Annotated in this window: 22 protein-coding genes; 12 read left to right on the top strand and 10 right to left on the bottom strand. The window is 71.9% G+C overall.

What is annotated here, in order from left to right; genetic code table 11:
* Positions 1–24: 24 nt before the first annotated feature.
* Positions 25–663 (bottom strand): TetR/AcrR family transcriptional regulator, encoded by a 639-nt coding sequence (locus tag AB0P24_RS13430; protein WP_365793349.1) that lies wholly within the window; start codon positions 661–663, stop codon positions 25–27.
* 257 nt (positions 664–920) lie between these two features.
* On the opposite strand from AB0P24_RS13430, the gene AB0P24_RS13425 reads away from it, so the two are divergent.
* Positions 921–1,769: a hypothetical protein gene (locus AB0P24_RS13425; protein WP_365793347.1), complete on the top strand. Its 849-nt coding sequence runs from the start codon at positions 921–923 to the stop codon at positions 1,767–1,769.
* Between the two features lie 35 nt (positions 1,770–1,804).
* On the opposite strand, the gene AB0P24_RS13420 is transcribed toward AB0P24_RS13425, so the two are convergent.
* Genes AB0P24_RS13420 through AB0P24_RS13410 form a run of 3 tightly spaced genes read right to left on the bottom strand, consistent with a single transcriptional unit; the run spans position 1,805 to position 4,561 of the window.
* Positions 1,805–3,184 (bottom strand): HAMP domain-containing sensor histidine kinase, encoded by a 1,380-nt coding sequence (locus AB0P24_RS13420; protein WP_365793345.1) that lies wholly within the window; start codon positions 3,182–3,184, stop codon positions 1,805–1,807.
* The gene (locus AB0P24_RS13415; RefSeq protein WP_365793343.1) at positions 3,181–3,843 is read right to left on the bottom strand and encodes a response regulator transcription factor; all 663 of its coding nucleotides are present in this window, start codon (positions 3,841–3,843) and stop codon (positions 3,181–3,183) included. Before AB0P24_RS13415 ends, AB0P24_RS13420 begins: the two co-directional genes overlap by 4 nt.
* Positions 3,844–3,892: 49 nt before the next feature.
* Positions 3,893–4,561: a DedA family protein gene (locus AB0P24_RS13410; RefSeq protein ID WP_365793341.1), complete on the bottom strand. Its 669-nt coding sequence runs from the start codon at positions 4,559–4,561 to the stop codon at positions 3,893–3,895.
* A gap of 339 nt (positions 4,562–4,900) precedes the next feature.
* On the opposite strand from AB0P24_RS13410, the gene AB0P24_RS13405 reads away from it, so the two are divergent.
* Positions 4,901–5,692, top strand: coding sequence for a hypothetical protein (locus tag AB0P24_RS13405; RefSeq protein ID WP_365793339.1), 792 nt, complete (start codon positions 4,901–4,903; stop codon positions 5,690–5,692).
* A 463-nt stretch (positions 5,693–6,155) separates the two neighbouring features.
* Here AB0P24_RS13405 and AB0P24_RS13400 read toward each other — a convergent pair whose 3' ends face one another.
* From AB0P24_RS13400 to AB0P24_RS13390, 3 genes are all read right to left on the bottom strand, one after another.
* The gene (locus AB0P24_RS13400) at positions 6,156–7,352 is read right to left on the bottom strand and encodes a glycoside hydrolase family 3 N-terminal domain-containing protein (protein WP_365793337.1); all 1,197 of its coding nucleotides are present in this window, start codon (positions 7,350–7,352) and stop codon (positions 6,156–6,158) included.
* A gap of 197 nt (positions 7,353–7,549) precedes the next feature.
* A complete protein-coding gene (locus AB0P24_RS13395; protein ID WP_365793335.1) occupies positions 7,550–9,820 on the bottom strand; it encodes a M4 family metallopeptidase in 2,271 nt (756 codons plus the stop codon).
* 453 nt (positions 9,821–10,273) lie between these two features.
* On the bottom strand, positions 10,274–11,266 hold the full coding sequence (locus AB0P24_RS13390) for a GlxA family transcriptional regulator (RefSeq protein WP_365793333.1): 993 nt from the start codon (positions 11,264–11,266) through the stop codon (positions 10,274–10,276).
* A gap of 103 nt (positions 11,267–11,369) precedes the next feature.
* Here AB0P24_RS13390 and AB0P24_RS13385 point away from each other — a divergent pair, with 103 nt between their 5' ends.
* Positions 11,370–12,008: an HD domain-containing protein gene (locus AB0P24_RS13385; protein WP_365793331.1), complete on the top strand. Its 639-nt coding sequence runs from the start codon at positions 11,370–11,372 to the stop codon at positions 12,006–12,008.
* Here AB0P24_RS13385 and AB0P24_RS13380 read toward each other — a convergent pair.
* Entirely contained in the window at positions 11,942–12,640 is a 699-nt protein-coding gene (locus tag AB0P24_RS13380; protein ID WP_365793329.1) for a TetR/AcrR family transcriptional regulator, read from the bottom strand. The two genes, AB0P24_RS13385 and AB0P24_RS13380, sit on opposite strands and share 67 nt — an antisense overlap.
* Before the next feature lie 151 nt (positions 12,641–12,791).
* On the opposite strand from AB0P24_RS13380, the gene AB0P24_RS13375 reads away from it, so the two are divergent.
* Positions 12,792–13,346 carry a cysteine hydrolase gene (locus tag AB0P24_RS13375; RefSeq protein ID WP_365793327.1) on the top strand — a complete coding sequence of 185 codons (555 nt, stop codon included), beginning with the start codon at positions 12,792–12,794 and terminating at the stop codon, positions 13,344–13,346.
* Between the two features lie 28 nt (positions 13,347–13,374).
* Here AB0P24_RS13375 and AB0P24_RS13370 read toward each other — a convergent pair whose 3' ends face one another.
* On the bottom strand, positions 13,375–14,649 hold the full coding sequence (locus AB0P24_RS13370; protein WP_365793325.1) for a cytochrome P450: 1,275 nt from the start codon (positions 14,647–14,649) through the stop codon (positions 13,375–13,377).
* 39 nt (positions 14,650–14,688) lie between these two features.
* Positions 14,689–16,038 carry a glutamine synthetase family protein gene (locus AB0P24_RS13365; RefSeq protein ID WP_365793323.1) on the bottom strand — a complete coding sequence of 450 codons (1,350 nt, stop codon included), beginning with the start codon at positions 16,036–16,038 and terminating at the stop codon, positions 14,689–14,691.
* A 381-nt stretch (positions 16,039–16,419) separates the two neighbouring features.
* Here AB0P24_RS13365 and AB0P24_RS13360 point away from each other — a divergent pair, with 381 nt between their 5' ends.
* The 8 genes from AB0P24_RS13360 (at position 16,420) to AB0P24_RS13325 (ending at position 24,346) form a co-directional block, all read left to right on the top strand.
* Positions 16,420–16,608 carry a ferredoxin gene (locus tag AB0P24_RS13360; RefSeq protein ID WP_365793321.1) on the top strand — a complete coding sequence of 63 codons (189 nt, stop codon included), beginning with the start codon at positions 16,420–16,422 and terminating at the stop codon, positions 16,606–16,608.
* Positions 16,609–16,610: 2 nt separating this feature from the next.
* Positions 16,611–17,807, top strand: coding sequence for an FAD-dependent oxidoreductase (locus AB0P24_RS13355; RefSeq protein WP_365793319.1), 1,197 nt, complete (start codon positions 16,611–16,613; stop codon positions 17,805–17,807).
* An 18-nt stretch (positions 17,808–17,825) separates the two neighbouring features.
* On the top strand, positions 17,826–18,638 hold the full coding sequence (locus tag AB0P24_RS13350) for an acetoacetate decarboxylase family protein (protein ID WP_365793317.1): 813 nt from the start codon (positions 17,826–17,828) through the stop codon (positions 18,636–18,638).
* A gap of 123 nt (positions 18,639–18,761) precedes the next feature.
* Complete coding sequence (locus AB0P24_RS13345; RefSeq protein ID WP_365793315.1) at positions 18,762–20,222, top strand: aldehyde dehydrogenase; 1,461 nt, start codon at positions 18,762–18,764, stop codon at positions 20,220–20,222.
* Positions 20,215–21,159, top strand: coding sequence for a 3,4-dihydroxyphenylacetate 2,3-dioxygenase (locus tag AB0P24_RS13340; protein ID WP_365793313.1), 945 nt, complete (start codon positions 20,215–20,217; stop codon positions 21,157–21,159). Before AB0P24_RS13345 ends, AB0P24_RS13340 begins: the two co-directional genes overlap by 8 nt.
* A gap of 10 nt (positions 21,160–21,169) precedes the next feature.
* A complete protein-coding gene (locus tag AB0P24_RS13335) occupies positions 21,170–22,033 on the top strand; it encodes a fumarylacetoacetate hydrolase family protein (protein ID WP_365793311.1) in 864 nt (287 codons plus the stop codon).
* 43 nt (positions 22,034–22,076) lie between these two features.
* On the top strand, positions 22,077–22,715 hold the full coding sequence (locus AB0P24_RS13330; RefSeq protein ID WP_365793309.1) for a TetR family transcriptional regulator: 639 nt from the start codon (positions 22,077–22,079) through the stop codon (positions 22,713–22,715).
* 176 nt (positions 22,716–22,891) lie between these two features.
* On the top strand, positions 22,892–24,346 hold the full coding sequence (locus AB0P24_RS13325; RefSeq protein WP_365793307.1) for an APC family permease: 1,455 nt from the start codon (positions 22,892–22,894) through the stop codon (positions 24,344–24,346).
* Positions 24,347–24,361 lie beyond the last annotated feature (15 nt).

The following is a 24,361-nucleotide window of genomic DNA, read 5'->3' as shown; positions in this document are numbered from 1 at the left end:
GAGAGGCCGTGGCGCCCCGGCGCGTCAGTTCGACCGGATCGGCGGACCCGCCAGCCGGGCGGCGGCGTCGTGGATGAGCCGCGCGTGCAGTTCGAACAGGGATACCAGGTCGACGGAGTCGCCCTTGACCTCCCGGTGCACGAACAGGCCGTCGGCGCCGGCGACGGCGTAGGTGGTCAGGGTTTCCACGGCGTCCTCGGCCAGGGCCGGGAAGAGGGCGGCGATGATCTCGGCGATGCGCCGGTGCGAGATGTCGCGGACCTGGAGGAAGACCGCACGGCCCCGGGGCTCGGTGGGTCGGCGCTCCAGCGCGAGCATCAGGCCGAGGCGCAGGAAGTCCGGGGCCGCGACCAGGGACCTGGCCACGTTCGCGGCCATCAGGGTGACCCGTTCCAGCGGGGTCCCCGCCTCGTCGCCGGGCAGTTCGACGGTCGTGAGCCAGGTTTCGAAGCTGCGCTCGATGACGGCCGCGATCAGGTCGTCCTTGTCCTTGAAGTGCCAGTAGATCGAGCTCGGGGGCAGCCCGCACTTGGCGCTGACGGCCGCGATGGAGGTGCCGTCGTAGCCGCGCTCGCCGGCGATCTCGACGGTGGCGTCGAGGATGCGCTGGCGCGACTCCACCCCGTTCGCGCGCTTCCTGCGCGTCGTCTGCGGCCCGGTCATCCCTGCGCCTCTCGGAGTTCGAGGCGGCCCGGCGAGCCGCCTCTGGGGTGCCCATTCTAATTGGAGCGACCCCTACAGCAGGAACCGCCCGGCAGACGGCCGGACCGGACACGGGGCAGACGTTCAGGAACTGTTCAGGCGAATGCTGTCAAAGTCGGCCATAACAGCCGCCCTGCCGCGGCCGCTCACGACAGGGCGCGCGTCCCCCCTCCCGCGAGCGCGCACCCTGCGGCACGACCGAACAGGAGCCCCCCACCGTGAAGCAGTCCGAAGTCCTCACCGATACCGCGGACCAGGGCACGGCCACGTCGGTGACGAAGAAACTCCCGGAGGTGACACTGGCGTTCTGGATCATGAAGATCGCCGCGACCACCCTCGGCGAGACGGCCGGCGACCTCTTCGCGCAGACCCTGAAGCTCGGCTACTTCCTCACCACGATCGCGCTGTTCCTGGTGTTCGTGGTGACACTGGCGGCCCAGCTCCGCTCCCGCCGCTACCACCCGTTCTTCTACTGGACGGTCATCCTCTCCACCAGCATGGCCGGGACCACCATGTCCGACTTCATGAACCGCGACGCCGACGCCGAGTACCTGCCGCACGGCGCCACTTCGCTCGGCTGGGGACCCCAGGGCCTCGGCCTCGGCTACCCGGTCGGCGCGGCCATCCTGATCTCGATCCTCCTCGCCGTCTTCGCGGTCTGGAAGGCGACCGGCACCACCTTCCGGATCCGGGAGATCGTCACCCTCCGCGCCGAGGCCCTGTTCTGGTCGGCGATCCTCGTCTCCAACACCCTCGGCACCTCCATGGGCGACTTCCTCTCCGACAGCTCCGGCCTCGGCTACGCCGGGAGCGCGCTGCTGGTGACCGGGGCGCTCGCCGTCCTGGTCGCCCTGATGAAGGTGCCCGTCGTGCCCAACGTCCTGCTGTTCTGGATCGCGTTCGTCCTCACCCGCCCGCTCGGCGCGACCGCGGGCGACTTCCTGACCAAGCCGGTCGCCAAGGGCGGCCTGAACCTCGGCACCGCCGGTTCCTCGGCCGTCCTGCTGGCCGTCCTGCTCGGCCTCATGGCCTACGCGCAGATCCGGGAGCGCAGGGTCTCCGCCTAGGACACGGAGAGAGGGGGAGCGGGTCCCCCGGCCGCTCACCCGGCGGGCAGGTCGGCCAGGAAGCGGGCGCCGGAGGTGTAGGCGCGATCGTGGGACACCTCGCCGCCCACGCCCCGGGCCAGGCGCCGGGCGAGTGGCAGTCCGAGGCCCGCGCCGTCGTGCCCGTCCTCGGGATCGGCGCGGCGGCCGGGCTGGAAGAGGTCGCCCACGAACGCCTCCGGTACACCGGGACCGTCGTCGGTGACGCTGATCCGCACCCCGCCGGGCACCGGTCGCGCGGACACGGTCACCGTGGAGCGCGCGTACCGGACCGCGTTCGTCAGAAGCGGGTCGACGATGCGTTCGAGCAGCGCCGGCCGGACGCCCGCCGCCAGCTCCGGCCCCGCCGTGTCGACGACGGCTCTCACCTGTTCCGGCGCCCCGAGGCGGTCGACCAGACGGCACAGGACCGGCTCGACGGCCGTGGCGCCGGGTACCGCCGTGGCGGCGGTGCGCGCTTCCGCTCGGGCGTCGTCCAGCAGGGTGTCGCAGATGGTGCGCATGGCCTGGGCGGCGTCGGCGATCACCTCGTGCGTGGCGCGGGTCTCGGCGGCGGAGCGCGGCCGGGCCCGCCACCAGTCCAGCTCGATGATGATCCGGGTGAGCGGGGTACGCAGTTCGTGGGACAGCTCCCCGGTCAGCTGCCGCTCGTGCCCCAGCACGGTACGGATGCGGTCGAGCAGCGTGTCCAGCGAGGCGCCCAGGCTCGCGAGCTCGGCCGGATGATGCGCGGCGCCGAAGCGTTCGTCCGACCCCGCGGCACTCCACTCGGTGGCCTGGTCGGTCATGGTCCGCACCGGACGCAGCGCCCGCCCGACGGCGAGGCGGGTCAGCGCGTAGGTGCAGGCGAGCATGACGGCGTCCAGGGCCAGGGAACCCAGCAGCACGGCGGCCGCCGAGTTGCGGTACGGCGCGAGGTCCACGGCGGTGACGACCGTCGCCGTGCCGCTGCTCCCGGCCCGGGAGCGGGCGCACAGCCGGACGGCCTGGGGATGCCCGGCCCGTACGGTCGTACAGCCACCGTCGCCCCGTACGGCGAGCCGCGCGGCGGCCTCGGTCAGTGTGCGCTCGGCGGCGGTGGCCCGGGGCTTCTCCAGCAGCCGCGTCCCGCTGTAGATCCAGACGTTGGCGTCGAGGAGCCGGTCGTTGACGGTCTCCAGGACCCGTACCCGCGGGCCGCTGGTGTCCACGGTGGTGGCGACGGCGTCCGCACGGCTGCCCAGCTCGGCGTCCACCTGATGCCGCAGATGCCGGTCCAGCACGATGTTGAACGCCGCGGTCAGGACGGCCATCAGGAGGGCCGCGGTGGTCAGGGCCACGAGCGAGAGCCGGCCGCGCAGGGTGCGGGGGGCCAGGTGCCGCAGAAGGCGGGTCATGACAGCCGGTGGCCGATCCCGCGCGCCGTGCCCACGCTCAGGCCGCTGCCCGCCGCGCGCAGCTTGCGGCGCAGTCGGCTCAGGTACTGGTCCAGGGTGTTGTCGCTGACCTGGGCGCCGTCGGGCCAGGCGGCCCGGACCAGGTCACGGCGGCTCACGATGCCGCCTTTCGCGGCCATGAGGGTGGCCAGCAGCCGGAACTCCGTCGGGGACAGCTCGACCTCGGCCCCGCCGACGCTCGCGCGGTGCCGGGTCGCGTCCAGGACCAGGTCCCCGGCCGTGGAGACCCCCGGCGGGGCGGCCCGTCTGAGCGTGGCCCGCAGCCGGGCGACGAGTTCGGCGAGGTGGAACGGCTTGGGCAGGTAGTCGTCGGCCCCCGCGGAGAACCCGGACAGCCGGTCGGTGAGGTGGTGGCGGGCGGTCAGGAAGATGATCGGCGCCGTGAACCCGCCCGCGCGCATCGCCTGGCACACGTCCCTGCCGTCCGCGTCCGGCAGCCCGACATCCAGGACCACCGCGCCGATGCCGTCGGCGGTCAGCCGCAGGGCGCTGGCGCCGTCGGCGGCGGGCACGGGCTCGAAGCCCTCGTCGGCCAGCCCCCGGCGCAGCACGTCACGCAGGGCGTGATCGTCCTCGACGACGAGGATCTTGTGACGCATGGTCCTCCCTCGGATCTACGGCCCCGCGGCCCGCTCCGCCGAGCGATGCTCACCCGCGTCCCTCTTCGGACGCGGCGGCCCGTCGCCCCCGGTACAGCTCGGCAAGAACAGGGACCAGCGACACGACCACGATCAGTGCCACCAGCGGCAGCAGGTACCGGTCGACGTTCGGGATCGACGAGCCCAGCGCGTATCCCGCGAGGGTGAGGCCGACGCTCCACGCGAGTCCGCCGGCGATCTGCCACCGGGTGAACGTCCGAACCGGCACCTGGAGCGCGCCCGCCATCGGGTTGAGCACCGTCCGCACCACCGGCACGAAGCGTGCCAGCACGATGGCCTTCGCGTGGCCGTACCGGTCGAGGAACTCCTCCGCCCGTTTCACTCCTTCGTGCAGACGCCGGGAGCGGCTGCGCGTCAGCAGTGTCCCGCCGGCCTTCCGGCCGATCAGGTATCCGAACTGCGCCCCGGCCAGCGCACCCAGGGCCGCCGCCACGAGCAGCGGGCCCAGGGACAGGTGCAGACCGCCCCGCGCCGAGCCGGTGCACAGCAGGCCGGCGGTGAACAGCAGCGAGTCGCCCGGCAGGAAGAACCCGACCAGCAGTCCCGTCTCGGCGAACATCACCGCACCGACGCCCAGCACGCCGAAGGCCGCCAGCAGCGAATGGGCGTCGAGCACGTTCACGGCCAGCTGGGACGCGGCGAGGATCGGAGCGGTCATGAACGGGGCCCTTTCCGGCGGACGGCTGCACACGGCACCTCGGCGACTACAGCCTTGTAGACGTCGTAGGAAACTCTAGACGCTCGCCGGACCCGGTCGTCCCCATGCCGCTCCCGAGGCGAGGCTCTCTACACAATGTAGTAGACGTCTCCCGGTCGCCCGGACCCGTGAAACGCGCCTCCATATCACCTGCTCAACCACCTTGACCAGGTGCTTTGTCGAGGCGTACAGGTTGCGTTCAGGTTCGGGCGGCGGACGTGAAACTCATGCACCAGAGGCGCCAAAGTATTGGTAAAGACATCTGTGGCGCCGGGAGCCCGGCGTGTCATCGTGCCGCCCATGACCACAGAGCACCTCCTCGACGACCGCTCCCGCGTTCCCCTCCGCATCATGGCGAACAAGGTGCCGGAAGTGACCGCCTACTTCTGGATCATCAAGGTGCTCACCACCGGCATGGGCGAGACCGCGTCGGACCTGCTGGCCAAGCTCCTCGGCCCGGTGCCGGCCGTCGGGCTCGGCGGTCTCGCCCTGGCCGCCTCCCTGGCCCTGCAGTTCGCCGTGCGCCGGTACGTCGCCTGGGTCTACTGGACCGCCGTCGTCATGGTCAGCGTCTTCGGCACCATGGCCGCCGACGTGCTGCACGTCGGCCTCGGCGTGCCCTACACGCTGTCCACCCCCTTCTTCCTCGTCGTGCTGGCCGCAGTCTTCGCCCTCTGGTACGCCGTCGAGCGCACCCTGTCCATCCACGGCATCCGCACCCGCCGCCGGGAGGTGTTCTACTGGGCGGCCGTCCTCGCCACCTTCGCCCTCGGCACCGCCGCCGGCGACCTGACCGCCACCGTCGGCCTCGGCTACCTCGGCTCGGCGGTCCTCTTCGCCGTCGCGATCTGCCTGCCCGCCGTCGCCCACCGGGGCGGTGTCCTGAGCGCCGTACCCGCCTTCTGGACGGCCTACGTCATCACCCGCCCGCTCGGCGCCTCGCTCGCCGACTGGATGGCGCTCGGGCACTCCCGTGGCGGCCTCGGGTTCGGCCTCGGCCCGGTCACCCTCGCCTGGACGGCGGCCATCGCCTGCTTCGTCGGCTACCTGGCCGTCTCCCGCCGGGACACGTCCGCTCTCGACGCGGTCTGAGCGGCGCCGGGAAACGGTTCCGCCGCCGCCCGGGACGTCGGGGGTCCCGCGTCTTTCCTGGGCGCCCGACAGCGTTGCGGCAACCGCGAGTTGGGGGAGTGCTGGGCGGAACCGGCGAGTTGGGGGAGTGCTGGGCGCAACCGCCGGTGGCCGCGGTGCTCCCGGCCGTCGGCGCAGTCGCCTCCGGCGCCCTGCCAGGGGGCAGGCGGTGGCAACTCGCCCTGCCACGCGACCCGTCACGTCACGCCGTGGACGACGACCAGTAAGCGTCGACGGCCTGCCGGGCGATCCACCGTTCCGCGCCCCGGCCCGCCGGCCTCAGCGGTCGCGCGGCCCCATCCGTCGCCGCCTCTCGTCCCCCACATCGACCGAATTCGCCAAACCTCGCCGGCGACCTCGGGACAGATGATGTCGAGGCCCCTCAAGGCTGTTGAGAGGACGTCCGCTCGCCGAGCGGGCGGTCTCAGGTGCAGGTGAGGCGGCCGGCGGCTGCCTTGGCGGTGAGGATGCGGTGTACGGAGGCGGTGACCTTGGCGCGGAAGGAGGCGTCCCTCGCCATCTGGGCCTGCACCCCCTGCGCCATCGCCGGCACGGTCGACGCCTTGACGGTGAGGACCATGTCACCGCCGGCGGCGATGAACTGCACCGCCCGCTGCGCCGGGGTGTAGGCGCGCACCGCGACCGCCTGGCCGAGGTCGTCGGAGATGACGACGCCCTTGAAGCCGAACTTGGTGCGCAGCAGCGAGTTGATGACGGTCGGTGAGAACGCGGCCAGGTGCCTTGAGTCGATCTTGGTGTACTTCGCCGACGAGATCATCACGAACGGCGCACCCGCCTTGATCCCGCTCTGGAACGGCTGGAGGCTCGAACTGGAGGCGGTGGTCACCGAGTCGACGACGTTCGCGGTGGTGTCGGTGTTGCCGATGACCTGGCCCAGTCCGGGGAAGTGCTTGAACGTGGTCATCACCCCGGCCGTGCGGAAGCCCGCCGCGAAGGCGCCGGTGTGCGAGGTCACGACGGCGGGGGTATGGCCGTACTCGCGGTAGAAGCGGCCGATGGGAGCGTTGCGGGTGCCGAGACTCGCGGGCACCACATCGGCGACCGGAGCCAGATTGAGGTCCAGGCCCGCCGCCTTGAGCTGCCGCGCCCAGGTCTCGGCACGGCTGCGCAGGGTCGTCGTGCTCCACGTGCCCTGGGTCAGGGCGTTGGGCATGACCGAGAAGCCTGGCCCGCTGAGCACCTGCACCTGGCCGCCTTCCTGGTCGGTGGCCAGGAGCAGCCCGACCTGCCGGCCGCCGACCGTGTCGGACTGCTTGCGGATCGCGTCGACCACCTTCCTCGTCGCGGTGGTTCCGGCGGAACTGCGCCCGGTGAGCATGACGGACCCGACGTGGTAGGTGCGCAACGTCCGCAGGTCCGTCGTGCTCGGCTGGGAGGCGGAGACGCCGCCCATGAACAGCTGGCCGACGCGCTGGGCCTGGGTCATTCCCGCGTAGACCGTGTCGGCGCAGCCGGCGGCGGTGGCGGTGGACACGCGCTGGGCGGTCGCCCCCGCGGCCGGCACGGTGCACACACCGGCGGCGAGCACGGCGGTGAGGAGCCCGACAGTGGTGCGCCGTGCGGCGCAGCCGCACGTACGCGGGCGTACAGGTGTCCCCATGCTGCGCTCCTGACTGGTCCGGGTGAACGCCACGGAGACCACTGGGCCGACGGACAGCGTCGGACCGCATGGCCCGCGACCGCTTCGTTCGCCCCCCACGTTACGCCGAACGGGTGCTGTCGGCACGTGGGCGCAGCCGTTGTCCCGGGCCGCGAGGGCGTCCCGGGACAACGGCTCGGACGGGCGAGCGGGCAGGGTCAGGGGATGAGCCGCCACTGGTCGATGTAACCGACGTCGATCGCGGCGTGGTCCTGGACGCGGAGTTTCCAGGTGCCGGTCAGGGGCTGTGCGGAGGCGTCGACGGTGAAGGTCTGGTCGACGTTGTCGGCGGAGCCGCCACTGCGGTTCAGGAGCGAGTAGACCGTTCCGTCGGGGCCGACCAGATCGACCGTCAGGTCACCCCGGTAGGTGTGGATGATCTTCACGTAGACCTGGGTGGTCGCCGAGGCGTTGCCGGTGCGACCGGTGACGGTGACCGGGGACTCCACCGCGGCGCCGTTGTCGGGGATGTCGACGCGGGTGGCGCTGGCGTAGACGTAGGCCACCTCCCACGAGAAGCTCACGGTGCTGCCGGCGCCGGTGTCGTCGGTGACCGTGATGGTGACGTCGCTGGTGCCGAGGGTGGTCGGGGTGCCCGAGATCAGGCCCGTGGCGCTCATCGTCAGGCCGTCCGGCAGGCCGGTCGCCGTGTACGTCAGCCCCGCGCCGGAGTTCGTGGTGTAGGCGTCCGTCTGGAGGGACACGGCCTGCCCGATGCCGCTGATCTGGTCCGCGACGGGCGCCACGTTGACACCCAGCGCGATCCGCCGGCCCACGTTGATCGCCGCCCACGCGTCGGCCACGGCCAGGTAGGAGGGGCTGTAGGCGCCGAACAGGTCGGCCGCGGCCTGGAGGGTCGCCGTCCGGGCGCCCGCGTAGTCCGTGCTGGACGTCATGTACGTGGTGAGCGCCCGATACCAGACGCGTTGGGCGTTGTCGATGCCGATGCCCGCCACCGGAAGGCCGTCGTAGGTGGGGCTGTCGTAGGCGACCCCGTTCACGGTCTTCGCTCCGCTGCCCTCGGAGAGCAGGTAGAAGAAGTGGTTGGCCGGGCCGGAGGAGTAGTGGACGTCGAGGCCGCCCAGCGACGGGCTCCAGTAGTCGCTGGACGCGCCGTCCTTGGAGGGCTTGTCCATGTAACGCAGCGGGGTTCCGTCGCCGTTGATGTCGATCTTCTCGCCGACCAGGTAGTCCGGGACGTCGGCCGGCAGGTTCTCGTGGAACTCGACGGCGGCGGCGAAGATGTCGGAGGTCGCCTCGTTCAGGCCGCCCGACTCGCCGGAGTAGGTGAGACCCGCGGTGGCCGCGGTGACCCCGTGGCTCATCTCGTGGGCGGCCACGTCGAGCGCGGTGAGCGGGTGGGTGTTGCCCGCACCGTCGCCGTACGTCATGCAGAAGCAGCTGTCCTGCCAGAAGGCGTTGACGTAGTTGTTGCCGTAGTGGGCGCGGCTGTAGGCGGCGACGCCGTCGTTGCGTATGCCGTTGCGGCCGAAGACGTCCTTGTAGTAGTCCCAGGTGGCCGCCGCGCCGAAGGCGACGTCCACGCCCGCGGTCTGCCGGTCGGCCGGGGTGCCGTCGCCCCAGACATCGTTGTCGTCGGTGAAGAGCGTGCCGGTGCCGGAGGTGCCCTGGTTCAGGTCGTAGGTGCGGTGTCCGGCGCGGTCGCCGTCGACGAGCTGGTAGGTCGAGCCGGAGAGCGTGGTGCTGAGGGGCACGGTCCCGTCGAACTGGCCGGTTCCGGTGCCGGTTTCGACGCCCTGGTACCGGAAGAGCTGTTTTCCGGAACGTGCGTCGGTGATGACGTGGAGCTCGTTGGGGGTGCCGTCGTCCTGGCGGCCTCCGACGACGGACTCCCAGGCCAGGGCGGGGTGGCCCGAGGCGGCCCAGACGACCAGCCGCGGGGTGCCGTCGAGCGCGGGACGCTCGGCGCCGGACTTCGCCGCGGTGGTGAGGGCCTGCGCCTTCGCCGCGGCCGAGGAGATCCTCGCCCTGGTGGACGGGAGCGCCGGCGCGGCCTTCGTGGCCCGCGACACCGTGAGGCGGCCGCCGCTGTCGTGGACGATCAGGTCGCCGCCGAGGACGGGCAGGCCCCGGTAGGTGCGTTCGTAGCGGGTGTGGGTCGTGCCGTCGGCGTCCTGGCTCACGTCCTTGACGAGCAACTTCTCGTCGGCGCCGAGGCCGAGGGTCCTCGCGGTGTCCGGGGCGTCGGTCGCGGCGGCCTTGAGCAGCGCCGTGCGCTTCGCCGGCGAGAGCCGGGCGGGGGCCGCGCCGGCGTCGGGGGTGGCCAGGATCTTGGCGGGGGCGTGGCCGCCGGATGCGGCCACGGCGGTGCCTTGCTGGATTCCGGCCACGAGCAGCGCACTTGTGGCGGTCAGTGCGAGAGCCACGCTGCGTCTGGTGCGACGGTGGTGACGGTCCTGCCGGAGCATGCGTTCTCCTTCTGTGGGGTGATCGGGCCCGGTGGGGCCCGGGAGAGCGGGTCGGCCTGGTGAGGCCGTCCGGCGGCGCGCGGGTGAAGGCAGGGGGCGGGAAAGGGAATTGTGTGAGACACCTGTGTGCAGGCGGTGAACTGTCGCAGAGCAGATTGGCACCCGGAAACCGGAACTGTCATGACCGCATCAGAACAACGGCTTGAAGTGGCGGTTGCGAGCGGCGGGTTCGACGGCCTGAAGAGTGGTTTTCGGCCGTCGGCCCGGCGCGGCTCCGGAAGGCGTCGCTCTTGGTCGAGCCGCGCAGGCGGCATCGCGGCCGCCTGCCGCGCACGGACGGCCGGGCGTTGCGGTGGGGCGCAAGGGCCGCCGTGCGGTGAGGATTCGACGCCGCCCTCACACACGGGGGCCTTTGCCACGATCAAGAACGGGCGGCGTCAACGACGTTCGTGATCAGTGCATCGGGCCAGTCCGGGTCAGTCCGGGCTGGTCCGGGCGACCGGTGGTGGTGAAGCGTCTGCGGTAGTGGGTCGGGGTGGTGTCCAGGTGGCGGGCGAAGGCGCGGCGCAGGGTCTCGTCGCTGCCGAGGCCGCTGTGCTGGGCGGCCGAGGTGACGCTGTGGCCCTCCAGGAGCAGTTGCCGGGCGCGGTCCAGGCGGACCCGCTCCACCCAGCGGGCCGGGGTGATGCCCAGCTCGGCGGTGAACAGCCGGGTCAGATGCCGGGGGCTGACGGCGGCGGACGCGGCCATGGCGGGCAGGCTGTGGTCGGCGCCCGGATCGGCGAGGACGGACGCGATCAGGGTGCGGAGCAGGTCGCTGCGGGCGGGGGGTGTGGTGATGGCCGTGGAGAACTGCGACTGGCCGCCGGGCCGTTGCAGGAAGACGACCAGTTCGCGGGCGATGTCCCGCGCCACGGCGGCACCGTGGTCGTCCTCCACCAGGGCGAGGGTCAGGTCGATGCCCGCGCTGATGCCCGCCGAGGTGACGTACCGTCCGTCGCGGATGTGGATGGCGTCCGGCTCGACCCGCACCCGGGGGTAACGGCGAGCGAACGTGGCCGCGTGCCGCCAGTGGGTCGTCGCGCGCCGGCCGTCCAGCAGGCCCAGCTCGCCCAGCACGAACGCCCCCGTGCACACCGAGGCGACCCTGCGGGCCCGCTCGGTGAGGTCGCGGGCCGTGGTGAGCAGCGCGTCGTCGATCGGCCGTTCGGCGAGCAGGTCACCGCCGGCCACCAAGGCCGTGTCGACCGGACCGGCGTCGGCGGCCCGGACCGTGCCGGTCAGCGCCAGGCCGGCGGACGTGGTCACCGTGCCGCCCTCCGGTGAGACCAGCACCAGCTCGTAGGGGGCGGCGAGCCGACCCGCCTGGTGCAGCACCTCCGACGGACCGCTGACGTCGAGCATGGTCACCCCCTCGAAGACCACAAAGCCCACCCGATGCGTCATGTCCGAATCCGTGGTTTTCCTGGCGGCAGAGACATGGCCCAGCCTACGGCCCCCGAAGAACCCTGGAGGCACACCACCCATCCGGCACGGAGGCTGAGGAACGATGAGCGAAGAGATCGCAGGCGTGCGGATCCCCGACACCGCCCTGGTGCGGGAGGCCACCGAGCTGGTCCGTGACGTCGCCACCCCGCTGGTGTTCGACCACTCCCGGCGGGTCTTCCTGTGGGGCGCGCTGCGCGGCCGGGCCCTGGGGCCGGCCTTCGACCCCGAGCTGCTGTACGTCGGCGCGATGTTCCACGACCTGGGGCTCACCAAGAGCCTGCGCCGCACCGACCAGCGCTTCGAGATCGACGGCGCCGACGAGGCCCGCGCCTTCCTGCACGCCCACGGCATCACCGGTGAGCCCGCGGACCGGGTCTGGACGGCTGTCGCCCTGCACACCACCCCGGAGATCCCGCTGCACATGGCGCCCGAGATCGCCCTGGTGACCCGAGGCGTCGAGCTGGACGTGCTGGGCATCGGCTACCACGAGGTCACCGACGAGCAGCGTGCGGCGGTCGTCGCGGCGCACCCGCGCCCCGACTTCAAGAACCAGATCCTGGCCGCCTTCACCGACGGCCTCCAGGACCGCCCCGACACCACCTTCGGCAACGTCAAGGCCGACGTGCTCGCCCACTACGTCCCCGGCTTCCGGCGCGGTGACTTCGTCGAGGTCGTCAAGGACTCCGCCTGGCCCGAGTGACCCGCCCGTGGCAGAGGTTGCCCGGGTGGCGGTCTGAGCAGCCCCTCCACGACGTCGCGGAGGGGACCCAGGAGGTCCTCGGGTGTCGCGTCGGCCAGCGGCCGCAGGCCCACGGCCGAGCGTACGACGGCGACACCGACGCCGAGGGCGACCAGGAGCTCCGCCCGCAGCTCGGCGTCGGGTCCCGGCGCGGCACCCGACGCTTCGAGCACCTGCCGGCCGAACTCCGCCAGGGCCCGCCGGCGCAGTTCCGCCACCTGCTCGTCGCCGGAGTCGCGCAGCAGCATCAGCACCGGATGCTCCCCGAACTCCGTCCACGCCCCGGCCGCCAGCTGCCGGCTGAGCGCCTCGGCCAGCGCGGCCCGGCCGCGCGGGAACCCGCTCTCGCCGCCCAGGAACCGGGGCGTCGACGCCAGCGCCGCCTTGAACAGACCCTCCTTGGAACCGAAGTACCGCTTGATGAGCGCCAGGTTGACCCCGGCGTCCGCGGCGACGTCGCGCAGCGTCGTACGGTCGTAGCCCAGCCGCGTGAACCGGGTGCGGGCGGCCAGCAGCAGGGCCCGCCGGGTCGCCGAGGCGTCCCGGCGCCGAGGCCCGTCGGCGGCCTGGTCGGTCACGTCGTCCGATGACACAGCGGCTCCTCTCGTCAACGCCACCCCGGGCCTTCGGCGGGCCGAGGTTCCGCCACCAAGTAATCATGCGTTGACATGATCCCCCGACGCGAGCTAAGTTGCCAAGTAATCACTTGATGACTAACGGGGTCGCGTGGAAGGAACAGAGCCGGTGCCTCAGCAAGCCCTCCTCGTCATGGATGTCCAGCAGGTCGTCGTCGACCGTTTTCCCGACGGCGAGTACCTGCCCCGCCTGAGCAAGGCGATCGACGCCGCCCGGGCCGCCGGCGTCCCGGTGATCTACGTGGTCGTCGGCTTCCGCCCGGGCTACCCGGAGGTCAGCGCCCGCAACAAGATGTTCCGCGGCCTCGTGGGCGCCGCGACACGGCCGGCCGGGGAGGACACGGCGATCCAGGTCCACCCGGACGTGGCTCCCGCGCCCGGCGAGCCGGTCGTCACCAAGCGGCGGGTCAGCGCCTTCGCCGGCAGCGACCTCGACATGGTGCTGCGGGCCGGCGAGATCGATCACCTCGTCCTCACCGGCATCGCCACCAGCGGTGTCGTGCTCTCCACCCTGCGCCAGGCCGCCGACCTCGACTTCGAGCTCACCGTGCTGTCCGACGGCTGCCTCGACTCCGACCCGGAGGTGCACCGGGTGCTCACGGAGAAGGTCTTCCCCAAGCAGGCCGAGGTCACGACCGTCGACGCGTGGACGGCGGCGCTCTGACCGCGCTCCGGCCGTCCGCCCCGGGCCGTCAGGCGAGGGTCACCTCCACCGGCAGCCTCTTGATGCCGTTCACGAAGTTCGACCGCACCCGCGGTACCTCGCCGGCCAGGCGGATACCGGCCAGCCGGGGGATCAGCTCCTCGAACATGATCCGGATCTCGGTGCGCGCGAGCAGGTTGCCCAGGCACAGGTGCGGGCTGCCCTTGCCGAAGGTGACATGGTCGTTGTGCTGCCGGGCCACGTCGAAGTCGTACGGGTTGCCGAAGACCTCCTCGTCGCGGTTGCCCGAGGCGTACCACATGACGACCTTGTCGCCTTCCCTGATCCGCTTGCCGCCGAGCTCGACGTCACGGGTGGCGGTACGGCGGAAGTGGTAGACGGGGGAGGCCCAGCGCAGGAACTCCTCCACCGCCGTCGGGATCAGTGACGGGTCGTCCCTCAGGCGGGCCAGCTGCTCGGGGTGCTGGAGGAGGGCCAGCATCGAGTGGCTGATGGTGTGCCGGGTGGTCTCGTTGCCGGCCACCACCAGCAGCAGGAAGTAGTTGTCGAAGTCCTGCGCGGAGAGCGGGACTCCGTCGCGCGGAGTGGTGTTGACCAGCTTGGAGACCAGGTCCGTCCCCGCGCCGCCGCGCCGCTGCCGGGCCAGCTCCCGCCCGTACTCGAAGACTTCGAGCGAGGCGGGGGAACGGAACGGCAGGTCGCGGTACTTCTCGCTTTCCGCACTGTGCAGCAGGACGTCCGCGTAGTCGGGGTCGGTGTTGCCGATGATGCGGTTGCCCCAGTCGATGAGCTGCTGGTTGTCCTCCGGCGGCACGTCGAGGAGCCGGGCCAGGACGTTGATGGGGAAGTCCGCGGAGACGTCCTTGACGAAGTCGAAGGTCCCCTTCGCCAGCGCCGCGTCCAGCGTCTTCGCCGTCAGCCCGCGCAGGAAGTCGGTGTAGCTGCCGATGATCCCCGCCCCGAACTGCCGCTGGATCACGCTGCGCAGGGCGCGGTGGCGGACACCGTCCAGCTCCAGGATCGAGGCGCGTTTGCGGATCTGGTCCTCGTCCAGCTCCTCCAGGTTCACGAACCGGCTGGAGGTGAACGTCTCGGCGTCCCGGTCGACACGTGCGATGTCGGCGTGCCGGGTCACCGCCCAGAAACCGGAGTTGGGCGCCTCCTCCGGCTGCCAGTGCACGGGGTCCTCGTGGCGCAGGGTGTGGAACATCCGCCAGGGCGTGACCCCGTCGGTGAAGTTGTCGAGGTTCGCGAGGTCGACGTCGGCGAGGCGCATGGCCTCGACGCCGGTGGCCGTGGTCATCGTTGATCCTTCCAAGTGGTCACTGATGGTCACTGGTGGTCACAGGTGGTAGGCGTACTCGGTGAACTCCCAGTCGGTGACGTGCCGTTGGAAGCGTTCGACCTCGTTGCGCTTGTAGGAGAGGTACGACGTGGCGAACTCCTTGCCGAGCAGCTCGGCCAGCGCGGTGTCCGCCTCCAGCGCGTCCAGCGCGGCGGACAGGTCCACCGGCAGCACGGCCGCCTTCGTGGTGTCGTACCCGTAGCCCTCCAGCGGGGCGGGCGGCTCCTCGCCGGCCAGGACACCGAGGAGTGCGGCGGCCGCGGTCGCGGCGATCGCCAGATACGGGTTGGCGCTGGCGTCCCCGAGCCGCAGTTCGAGCCGGGCGCCGGCGCCGCGCTCGGGCGGCACGCGGACCATCGCGCTGCGGTTGTCCAGGCCCCAGTCGATCAGCCAGGGGGCGAGGGTGTCGGGCCCGAAGCGTTTGTACGAGTTGACGGTCGGGTTCAGCAGCGCGGCCAGGGCGGGCGCGTGCGCGAGGATGCCGGCGATCGAGTGCCGGGCGGCGGCCGACAGGCCGTACCCGCCGGCCGGGTCGTCGAAGGCGTTGCCGCCCTCGGCGTCGGTGCAGGAGAGATGCAGATGGAAGCCGGAGCCGCCCGCGTCGTTGAAGGGCTTGGCCATGAAGGTGGCGAGCCGCCCCTCGCGCCGGGCCAGCTCCTTCACCGCGGCCTTGAAACGGAACGCCCGGTCGGCCGCGGACAGTGCCTCCGAGTGCAGCAGGTTGATCTCGAACTGCCCGCCGTCGAACTCGTGGTTCCCGCTCAGCACCCCGATGCCCAGGTCGCGTACCTGCCGCAGGGTGCGCAGCAGATGGTTGTCGGGGTCGGCGCGCAGGCCGGCGGTGTAGACGACACCCGGGGTGCCGCCGTAGCGCCGCCAGCCGCCGGTCTGGTCCGGCTCGCACAGGAAGTACTCCAGCTCGGGTCCGACGACCGGGCTCAGCCCGTGCTCCCGGCACCGGTCGAGGACCGACCGCAGCACATCGCGCGGTGACTCGGGGGCGGGCGCCCCGGTGGCCGGATCGGTCACGTCGGCCAGGCAGGACGCCACGCCCGGCTCCCAGGGCAGCGCGACCAGGGTGGCGAGGTCCGGCCGTACGCAGACGTCCGGCAGACCGGCGTCCAGACCGCCGCTGACCGGGGCCACGTCCCCCTGCGGACTGGTGTGGTACACGGCCCGGCAGAACGCCAGCCCGTGCTCCAGGGCCCGCGGCAGCTCCTCCACGAGCACGTCACGTGCCCGGTCCGTGCCGAGCAGGTCCGGATACGTCACCCGGACGACATCGATGCCGTCGGCGGCGAGCCGGTCCAGCTGCCGGCGGACTTCTGCGGGGTCGTGATCGCTCACCGTTGTCTCCTCGGGCGGACGGACGTCGGGACACCACCCGGTGGGCCCGGACCGGGAGATCCGAGAGGTCCGGGGCCGGAAGGCAGGTGGTGAACGGGGGAGCCGAAGGGGCGGCCGGGGCGATGCCGCCGACGGCTTCCGGCCTGTCGTTTGAAGCCAAACGGTAGGGAGGGGTGGGGTTGGCCGCAAGGGGTCGGCGCAAAGAATTTATCCATACGGATAGGTATTGACCAGGGGGTGGCCGCTGCCTACCTTGTTTGAAGCCAAACGAGTCCGGGTCGCGGTTCGCCGCAACCCGTTGGCGGGGCCCGGCCGGCAGGACCGGCCGGGCCCACTTCCTCCCCTCTCCCTTCGCTACCCGCTCCCTCAGGAGGACCGGCCATGAAGGTCGTCGTCGACATGAACAAGTGCCAGGACCACGGCCAGTGCGTCTTCGCGGCCCCCGACGTCTTCTCCCTGGACGACGCCGGCCACCTCGCCCACGTCTCCGACCCGGACGACGCGCTGCGCGAGGAGGTCGAGGAAGCGGCCGACGTCTGCCCGCTCCAGGCCATCCGGATCGAGGCCTGACCGTGAGCGCGCGCATCGTCGTGGCCGGCGCCTCGATGGCCGGTCTGCGCGCCGCCGAGCAACTGCGGGCGGCGGGCTGGACCGGCGCGATCACCCTTGTCGGCGACGAACCGCACATGCCCTACAACCGGCCGCCCCTGTCCAAGGAGGTCCTGGCCGGCAGGGCCCCCTTCGAGTCCCTCGCCTTCCGGCCGCGCGCCAGCGTGTCCGACGTCGAGTGGCGGCTGGGCAGGAGGGTGGTCGCCGCGGAACTGGACGAGCGGACGGTACGGCTCGACGACGGCACCGAGCTGTCGTACGACGGCCTGGTCGTCGCCACCGGGATGCGCCCCCGGCGCCTGAACTGCCCGGGACCACGGGCCGGCCGCCACACGGTCCGCACCCTCGACGACGCCCGGGCGCTGCGCGAGGAGCTGATCCGGCCCGGCGCCCGGGTCGTCGTGATCGGGGCCGGGTTCATCGGCTGCGAGGTCGCCGCGACCGCGGTGGGCCTGGGCGTCGCCGAGGTGACCGTCGTCGATCCGCTGCCGCTGCCGATGGTCGGACCGCTCGGAGAACTGCTGGGCCGGGCGCTGCGCAGACGGCACGAGCAGCGCGGGGTGCGCTTCGCGCTCGGTGCCGCCGTCGCCGGGTTCGCGGGCGAGGAGCGGGTGACCGGAGTGGAACTGCGCGACGGTTCCGTGCTGCCCGCCGACGTGGTGGTCGAGTCGGTCGGCTCGGTCGCCAACACCGAGTGGCTCGACGGCAACGGACTCGACCTGACCGACGGCGTGCTCACCGACGCCTGCCTGCGGGCCGGCGGCCGGCCGGACGTGGTCGCGGTGGGAGACGTGGCCCGGTTCCCCAACGCCCGCTACGACGACGTGCCGCGCCGGGTCGAGCACTGGTGCATTCCGACCGACACCGCCAGGCACGCGGCGAGAACGCTGGTCGCCGGGGCCGCGCCGGCGCCCTTCGCGCCGTTGCCCACCTTCTGGAGCGACCAGCACGACTTCCGGCTCCAGTCCTTCGGGGCGCCGGTGCTCGGCAAGCAGGACGTCCGCGTCCTCGACGGCGACCCGGAGGCGGACGTGCTCGTCGGCTACCACCACGACGGCCGGCTCGTCGGTGTCGTCGCGCTCGGCGGCCAGGCCGTGGCCGCGTCCGCCGCCCGTTACCGGGCCGAGCTGCTCAAGCAGCCCGCCCTGCCCCTTTCCTGACCGCTCAAGGAGCCTCAAGTGACCGGTGTACGTGGCTTTTTCCCTCCCAAGACGGCGAGCGGCGCATCGTCGCTGATCCCGTCGCCGCCGTGGCGGTACTCCGGTGACCTGCTCACCGTCGAGTACCGGACGGATCCTTCGCGGGTGCGTGAACTGCTGCCCGAGCCGCTGGAACCGGCCGACGAGGATCCCGGCGCGGTCGCCCTGATCTGGGCCGACTGGCAGTCCTGTTCGGCGACCGGGGCGGAACTGCTCGATCCGGTGCGCTCGCAGTACAAGGAGGCCTTCGCGGTCGTGCGCTGCAAGTACCGCGGGCAGACGTACTCGCGATGCGTCCACATCTGGGTCGACAAGGACTTCGCGATCGCCCGGGGGCTGCACCAGGGGTATCCCAAGAAACTCGGGTCGATTCACCAGACCCGGCCGCATCCTTACGGGCCCGCGCCCCGGATCGAGGCCGGGGCCAGGTTCGGGGCGACGCTGGCCGCGGCCGACCGGCGGCTGGCCCAGGCGGTGGTGACACTGCGGGAGCCGTCCGAGACGAACGGGTTCGTCAACGGGCACCCGATGGCCCATCACCGGTGGCTGCCGTCGATCGAGAAGGGCAAGGGGCTGGCTCTGGACGAGCTGATCGAGTCGGGGGCGGCGGAGTTCGAGGGCGGCCGGCCATGGGTGGGGGAGGCCGAGCTGGAGCTGTTCGAGGCGCCTACGGAGGAACTGGCCCGGCTGGAGGTCCGGGAGCCGATCGCCGCGTACTACCGGCGGGTGGGAGTGGTGTGGGACGGCGGGCGGCTTCTTGAGTCCGGAACGTCGGGAGCGGTCGCCGAGTGAGGTGCGTCGTCGGACGCGGGTGCGCTGTGGCCGGTCGCGCCCACGCGGCGGCAGCCGCACAACCCACACAGCCCCGCGCCCCTGGGCGGGTGCGGATCCCCCTTCTGAAAAGGAGCCCTTCTCATGGCTGACAGCATCGTCGTCGCCGGTGTGCCCGTCGACACCCGGCACTGGATCGGCGGCCGACGGGTCGCCTCCGTCGGGACCTTCACCGACAGCTCGCCCATCGACGGGCGGCCGATCGGTGAGATCGCCCGTGGCGGCCCCGCCGAAGCCGAGGCGGCCGTCGCCGCCGCCCGCGACGCCTTCCCCGCCTGGGCCGCCACCCCCCGTGCCGAACGCGCCCGGATCCTCCACGCCGTCGCCGACGGCGTCGAGAAGCGCATCGAAGACCTCGCGATCGTCGAGACCACGGACAACGGCGCGCTCCTGCGTTCCCACCGCCGTGGCGTCATGCCGCGCGTCGCCCACAACTTCCGGTTCTTCGCGGACTGGCTGCTGCAACTCGGCCACGACGACTTCGAGACCCGCGGGCACACCAACCACGTCAGCTGGGACCCCGCGGGGCCCTGCGTGCTGATCACCCCGTGGAACGCACCGCTCATGCTGGCCACCTGGAAGGTCGCCCCGGCGCTCGCGGCCGGGAACACCGTCGTCCTCAAGCCCGCCGAGTGGTCCCCGCTCACCGCCTCCCTCCTCGCCGACATCGCGGCCGAGGCCGGGCTGCCCCCCGGCGTGCTCAACGTCGTCCAGGGGTACGGCGCCGAGATCGGCGACGCCCTCACCTCGCACCCGGACGTGCGCCGGATCAGCTTCACCGGGTCCGTGCCCACCGCCCGGCGCATCGCCGCCTCGGCCGCCGCCAACCTGACACCCCTGAGTCTCGAACTCGGCGGTAAATCACCCCTGCTGGTGTTCGCCGACGCGGACCTGGAGCTGGCCGCCGGTCTCGCGGTGGAGCAGTACGACAACGCCGGGCAGGTCTGCCTGGCGGGCACCCGGCTGCTGGTCGAGGAGTCGGTCGCCGGTGAGTTCACGCGCCGCTTCGTCGAAAAGGCCACCGCGCTCACGCAGGGCGACCCGCGCGACGAGGCCACCGACATCGGGCCCACCGTCCACCCCCGCCAGCTGGAGAAGATCGACGGCTTCGTGCGGCGGGCGCTCGCGGCGGGAGCCCGCGCGGTCATCGGGGGCCATCGCAAGGACGGTCAGTACTACGAGCCGACGCTGCTCACCGATGTCGCCCAGGACTCGGAGATAGTCCAGGAGGAGGTCTTCGGCCCGGTCCTGACCCTGCAGACCTTCGCCGGCGAGGACGAAGCCGTCCGCCTCGCCAACGACACCCGCTTCGGCCTGGCCGCCACCGTCGTCACCGGTGACCCCGATCGGGCCGAACGCGTCACCGCGCAGCTCGTCGCGGGCACCGTTTGGGTCAACTGCTTCTTCGTCCGCGACCTCCAGGCGCCCTTCGGCGGCTCCCGCCTCTCCGGGGTCGGGCGCGAGGGCGGCACCTGGAGCTTCGACTTCTACTGCGACCTGAAGAACACCGTCACCGCACCGAAGGGCTGGAAGGACCATGGGTGAGATCGTCGGGGCGGGGCTCCTCGCCCACGTCCCCACCATCGTGCTGCCGGAGGCAGACCGGCTGGAGCTGAACGAGGGCAAGGAGATCACCCTCGTCACCGGCCTGAAGCAGCTTCGTGAGGAGGTCTTCGAGCGGGATGCCGCCAACCACTACGACACCGTCGTGGTACTGGATTCGCACTGGGCGACGACCGTCGAGTTCGTCGTCACGGCACAGCAGCGCAGGGCGGGGCTGTTCACCTCCGAGGAGCTGCCGCGCGGGATGTGCCGGATGCCGTACGACATTCCCGGTGACCCCGAACTCGCCCACAACATCGCCTCGTTCGCCGACAGGCACGGCACCTGGATCACCGCGATCGACGACGAGTACCTGCCCATCTTCTACGCCACCGTCAACCTCTGGAAGTTCCTGGGGGAGGGCCTGCCCGGCAAGCGGTGGGTGACCATCGGGGTGTGCCAGACCGGCGACATGGAGGACCATCTGCGGCTCGGCCGGGCGCTCGCCGACGGTATCGCCGCGACCGAGGGGCGGCGGGTGCTGCTCATCGCCTCCGGCGCCCTCTCGCACACCTTCTGGCCGCTGCGCGAGCTGCGCGACCACGAGGCCAGCGACCCGGTGCACATCCGCACCCCCCAGGCGCGGGAAGCGGACCACGAGCGCATCGAGTGGTTCAAGGAGGGCCGTCACGACAAGGTCCTCGACACCATGGACGAGTTCTGGAAGTTCAAGCCCGAGGCGAGGTTCTTCCACTATCTGATGATGGCCGGCGCCCTCGGCGAACAGGCCTGTGCCGCCCCGGCCCGGCAGTACGGCGAGTACGAGAACTCCATCGGCACCGGCCAGGTCCACCTCTGGTTCGACCGGCCCGCCGACGGCTGGACCGGCACCGGAGCACCCCTGCCCGGTGCGCCCCGCAACCCGCACCGTCGCCCCTAGGAAGGCCGTCATGGCTGCTTTTTCCGATTTTTCTGAGTATCGCCGTATCCTCCTGGACGGCGCCGCCGTCCAGGTCACCGTGGCCGGGGACGAACTCGTCGCCGGTGACGGGCGCCGCGTCAGGACCGAGGAGGCGCGGCATCTGCCCCCGGTCGTGCCGTCCAAGGTGATCGCCGTCCATCTCAACCACCGCAGCCGGGTCGAGGAGTTCGGGATCGGGCTGCCCGGCACCCCGACCTACTTCCACAAGCCGACCTCCGCCCTCAACTCCCACCGGGGCGCCGTCGTCCGGCCCGAGGGCTGCAAGTGGCTCAACTACGAGGGCGAGGTCGCCATCGTCATCGGGAAGACCGCGCGGAACGTACCGCCCGAGCAGGCGGGGGACTACATCGCCGGGTACACGGTGGCCAACGACTTCGGGCTGCACGACTTCCGGGACACCGACGCCGGGTCCATGCTTCGGGTGAAGGGGTCGGACACCCTGTGCCCGCTGGGCCCCGGTCTGGTCACCGACTGGGACTTCCACGGCAAGCGGCTGCGCACGTACGTCAACGGCGAGGTCGTCCAGGACGGATCCACCGACGAGATGACGTGGGACATGCACTACCTCGTCGCCGACATCGCCCGCACCATCACCCTGTACCCCGGCGACGTGCTGCTGTCCGGCACCCCGGCGAACTCCCGGCCCGTCCGGCCCGGGGACGTGGTCGAGGTCGAGGTGGAGGGCCTGGGGCGGCTCACCAACCACATCGTCACCGGACCCGCCCCCATCCGCACCGACGTCGGCGCGCAGCCCACCGAGTCCGAGGAAGTGCTGTCCACCGCGCTCGGCGGCGACTGGGAGTTCCGTGGCATCCGCGCGCCCCGCAGGTAGACGCCGGAGCAGGCGCCGGGACCCGGCGGGTAGGGTCGCGACCATGACCGAATCCGCCGCGACCTCGCACCAGCCCGACGACCGGCCCGGTGCCCGGTCGCGCAAGCGGCTCGGCTACGGGGAGGGGCGCGAGGCGCTCCTGAAGGCCGCGGTCCGGGTCGTCGGCGCGCGCGGGCTGCGGCACCTGACCTACCGGGCCGTGGCCGAGGAGGCCGGGGTCACCCATGGTCTGGTCGTCCACCACTTCGGCTCCCGGGACGCGCTGATCGAGGAATCCCTCGCCTACGCCGTGCGCCTCAGCCTCAGCAGCAGCCTGCTGGAGCCCGGCACCGGCGAGCCCGAGGACTTCGTGGCCGGTCTGACGGACATGGTCGAGGACGACGCGGACGGCCAGGCGTACCAGTACGAACTGCTCCTTGAGGCCCGCCGCCGGCCCGAGCTGCTGCCGCAGGTCCGCGCGCTCTACGACGAGTACTTCGGCGCCTCCCAGCGCGAGCTGGCCCGCATCCTGCCCGGCGACGCCGGCCCGGCGTTCAACCGGCTGGTCTTCGCCGCGCTGGACGGCCTGGTGCTGCACCAGCTCACCGGCATCGGCGACCGCGCGGAGACCGAGGCGGCCCTGGCCGAGCTGCGTGCCCTGCTGCGCACCCTGGGTGAGCGGCCGCCGGAGAACCGCGACTGAGCGTGCCCGGCCCGAAACCCCCCGTCGCGGTCGCGCCGGGAGTTTGCCATGCCCTGGGCGCAGCGGTTTCCCTGGCGTAAATTCCCCTTCCCACCCCCTTGTCAGATGGATAGTTCAGGCCCACCATGGGGCAACTCGTTTGGCTCAAAACGAAAACTCTCCCTTCCCCTCAGCAGGTGATCCGAGTGGACAGTCAGACGGTCGACGCCCCTCCGCAGGCCGGAGCGGGCCACCAGCCCGCGGCCACCCTCAAACGCAACGCCCTGGGTGTCCTGGGCATCCTCTTCTTCGTCCTGTCCGCCCAGGCACCGCTCACCGGTATCGCGGGCGCCGTGCCGATCGCGGTCGCCGTCGGCAACGGCGCGGGAGCCCCGGCCGCCTACGCCCTCGCCGGAGCGGTGATCCTGCTGTTCTCGGTCGGCTTCGTCGCCATGGGCCGGCACGTCGTGAACGCCGGCGCCTTCTACACCTACATCGGCAAGGGGCTGGGCCGCACGACCGGCAGCGGCAGCGCCGCTGTGGCACTTTTCGCCTACTGCGCGGTCCAGGCCGCGATGTACGGCCTGTACGGATTCACCGTCAGCGGGCTGGTCGAGCACTACTGCGACGTCCACCTCGCATGGTGGGTGTGGGCCCTGGTGACCATGGCCGTCGTCCAGGTCCTGGGCGCCGCCGGGATCGAGCTGGGCGCCAAGGTGCTCGCCGTGTTCGTCCTGACCGAGTTCAGCATCCTGCTGGCCTTCGCCCTGGTGACCTTCGTCAAGGGCGGCGGCCCCGAGGGGCTCGACTTCGGGGGGACGTTCTCGCCCGGCGCCGTGCTCCAGGGCGCGCCCGGCGTGGCCCTGATGTTCGCCGTCGCCTCGATGTTCGGCTTCGAGGCCACCGCCATCTACGGCGAGGAGGCCCGCGAGCCCCGCAAGACCGTCCCGCGGGCCACCTACCTGTCGGTCGCCGTGGTCACCGGCTTCTTCGCCTTCGTGTCGTGGATGCTGGTCTCGTCGTACGGCCCCTCGAAGGTCACCGCGGCCGCGGGCCATGCCCTGGCCGGCGGCGACTCCACCGTCTTCGTCTTCGCGCCGATCGCCGACCAGTTCGGCGGCTGGGTCAACGACGTGCTGCCGATCCTGCTGGCCACCTCCCTCTTCGCCGGCATCCTCGCCTTCCACAACTCCGCCAACCGCTACCTGTTCTCCCTCAGCCGCGAGGGCCTGCTGCCCGGCCGGCTGCGCACCCTCAACCACCGGCACGCGCCGTGGGTCGCCGGCCTGGCGCAGACGGCGATCGCGGCGCTCCTGGTGCTGCCCTTCGCCGTCACCGGCAAGGACCCGGTCCTCACCCTCTTCTCCTGGTTCAGCGGCATCGGGGTCCTGGCCTGCATGCTGCTGTACTTCCTCACCTCGGTCTCGGTGATCGTCTTCTTCCGCCGCGAACGCCTCGACACCCGGCCCTGGAACACGCTGATCGCCCCGGCACTCGGCGCCCTCGGCATCGCCGCCATGATCTGGGTGATCCTCGCCAACTTCACCACCCTCATCGGCGGCGCCACCACCACGGCCGTCTGGCTCGTCCTCGCCGTCCCCGCCGTCCTGCTCCTCGGGGCGGGCACCGCACGACTCGTCCACGGCCGCTGACCCACCCCACCGGGC

Source organism: Streptomyces sp. NPDC086519 (genome assembly GCF_040686075.1).
Lineage (GTDB): Bacteria > Actinomycetota > Actinomycetes > Streptomycetales > Streptomycetaceae > Streptomyces > Streptomyces shenzhenensis.
Note: the sequence above shows the minus strand (reverse complement) of the source record. Positions and strands in the feature narration are given on the sequence as shown.

Excerpts from the sequence above, each read along its gene's own strand:
- AB0P24_RS13430 (WP_365793349.1), bottom strand. The coding sequence starts at position 663 with ATGACCGGGCCGCAGACGACGCGCAGGAAGCGCGCGAACGGGGTGGAG.
- AB0P24_RS13420 (WP_365793345.1), bottom strand. The coding sequence starts at position 3,184 with ATGACCCGCCTTCTGCGGCACCTGGCCCCCCGCACCCTGCGCGGCCGG.
- AB0P24_RS13415 (WP_365793343.1), bottom strand. The coding sequence starts at position 3,843 with ATGCGTCACAAGATCCTCGTCGTCGAGGACGATCACGCCCTGCGTGAC.
- AB0P24_RS13410 (WP_365793341.1), bottom strand. The coding sequence starts at position 4,561 with ATGACCGCTCCGATCCTCGCCGCGTCCCAGCTGGCCGTGAACGTGCTC.
- AB0P24_RS13405 (WP_365793339.1), top strand. The coding sequence starts at position 4,901 with ATGACCACAGAGCACCTCCTCGACGACCGCTCCCGCGTTCCCCTCCGC.
- AB0P24_RS13400 (WP_365793337.1), bottom strand. The coding sequence starts at position 7,352 with ATGGGGACACCTGTACGCCCGCGTACGTGCGGCTGCGCCGCACGGCGC.
- AB0P24_RS13395 (WP_365793335.1), bottom strand. The coding sequence starts at position 9,820 with ATGCTCCGGCAGGACCGTCACCACCGTCGCACCAGACGCAGCGTGGCT.
- AB0P24_RS13390 (WP_365793333.1), bottom strand. The coding sequence starts at position 11,266 with ATGACGCATCGGGTGGGCTTTGTGGTCTTCGAGGGGGTGACCATGCTC.
- AB0P24_RS13385 (WP_365793331.1), top strand. The coding sequence starts at position 11,370 with ATGAGCGAAGAGATCGCAGGCGTGCGGATCCCCGACACCGCCCTGGTG.
- AB0P24_RS13370 (WP_365793325.1), bottom strand. The coding sequence starts at position 14,649 with ATGACCACGGCCACCGGCGTCGAGGCCATGCGCCTCGCCGACGTCGAC.
- AB0P24_RS13360 (WP_365793321.1), top strand. The coding sequence starts at position 16,420 with ATGAAGGTCGTCGTCGACATGAACAAGTGCCAGGACCACGGCCAGTGC.
- AB0P24_RS13345 (WP_365793315.1), top strand. The coding sequence starts at position 18,762 with ATGGCTGACAGCATCGTCGTCGCCGGTGTGCCCGTCGACACCCGGCAC.
- AB0P24_RS13340 (WP_365793313.1), top strand. The coding sequence starts at position 20,215 with ATGGGTGAGATCGTCGGGGCGGGGCTCCTCGCCCACGTCCCCACCATC.
- AB0P24_RS13335 (WP_365793311.1), top strand. The coding sequence starts at position 21,170 with ATGGCTGCTTTTTCCGATTTTTCTGAGTATCGCCGTATCCTCCTGGAC.
- AB0P24_RS13330 (WP_365793309.1), top strand. The coding sequence starts at position 22,077 with ATGACCGAATCCGCCGCGACCTCGCACCAGCCCGACGACCGGCCCGGT.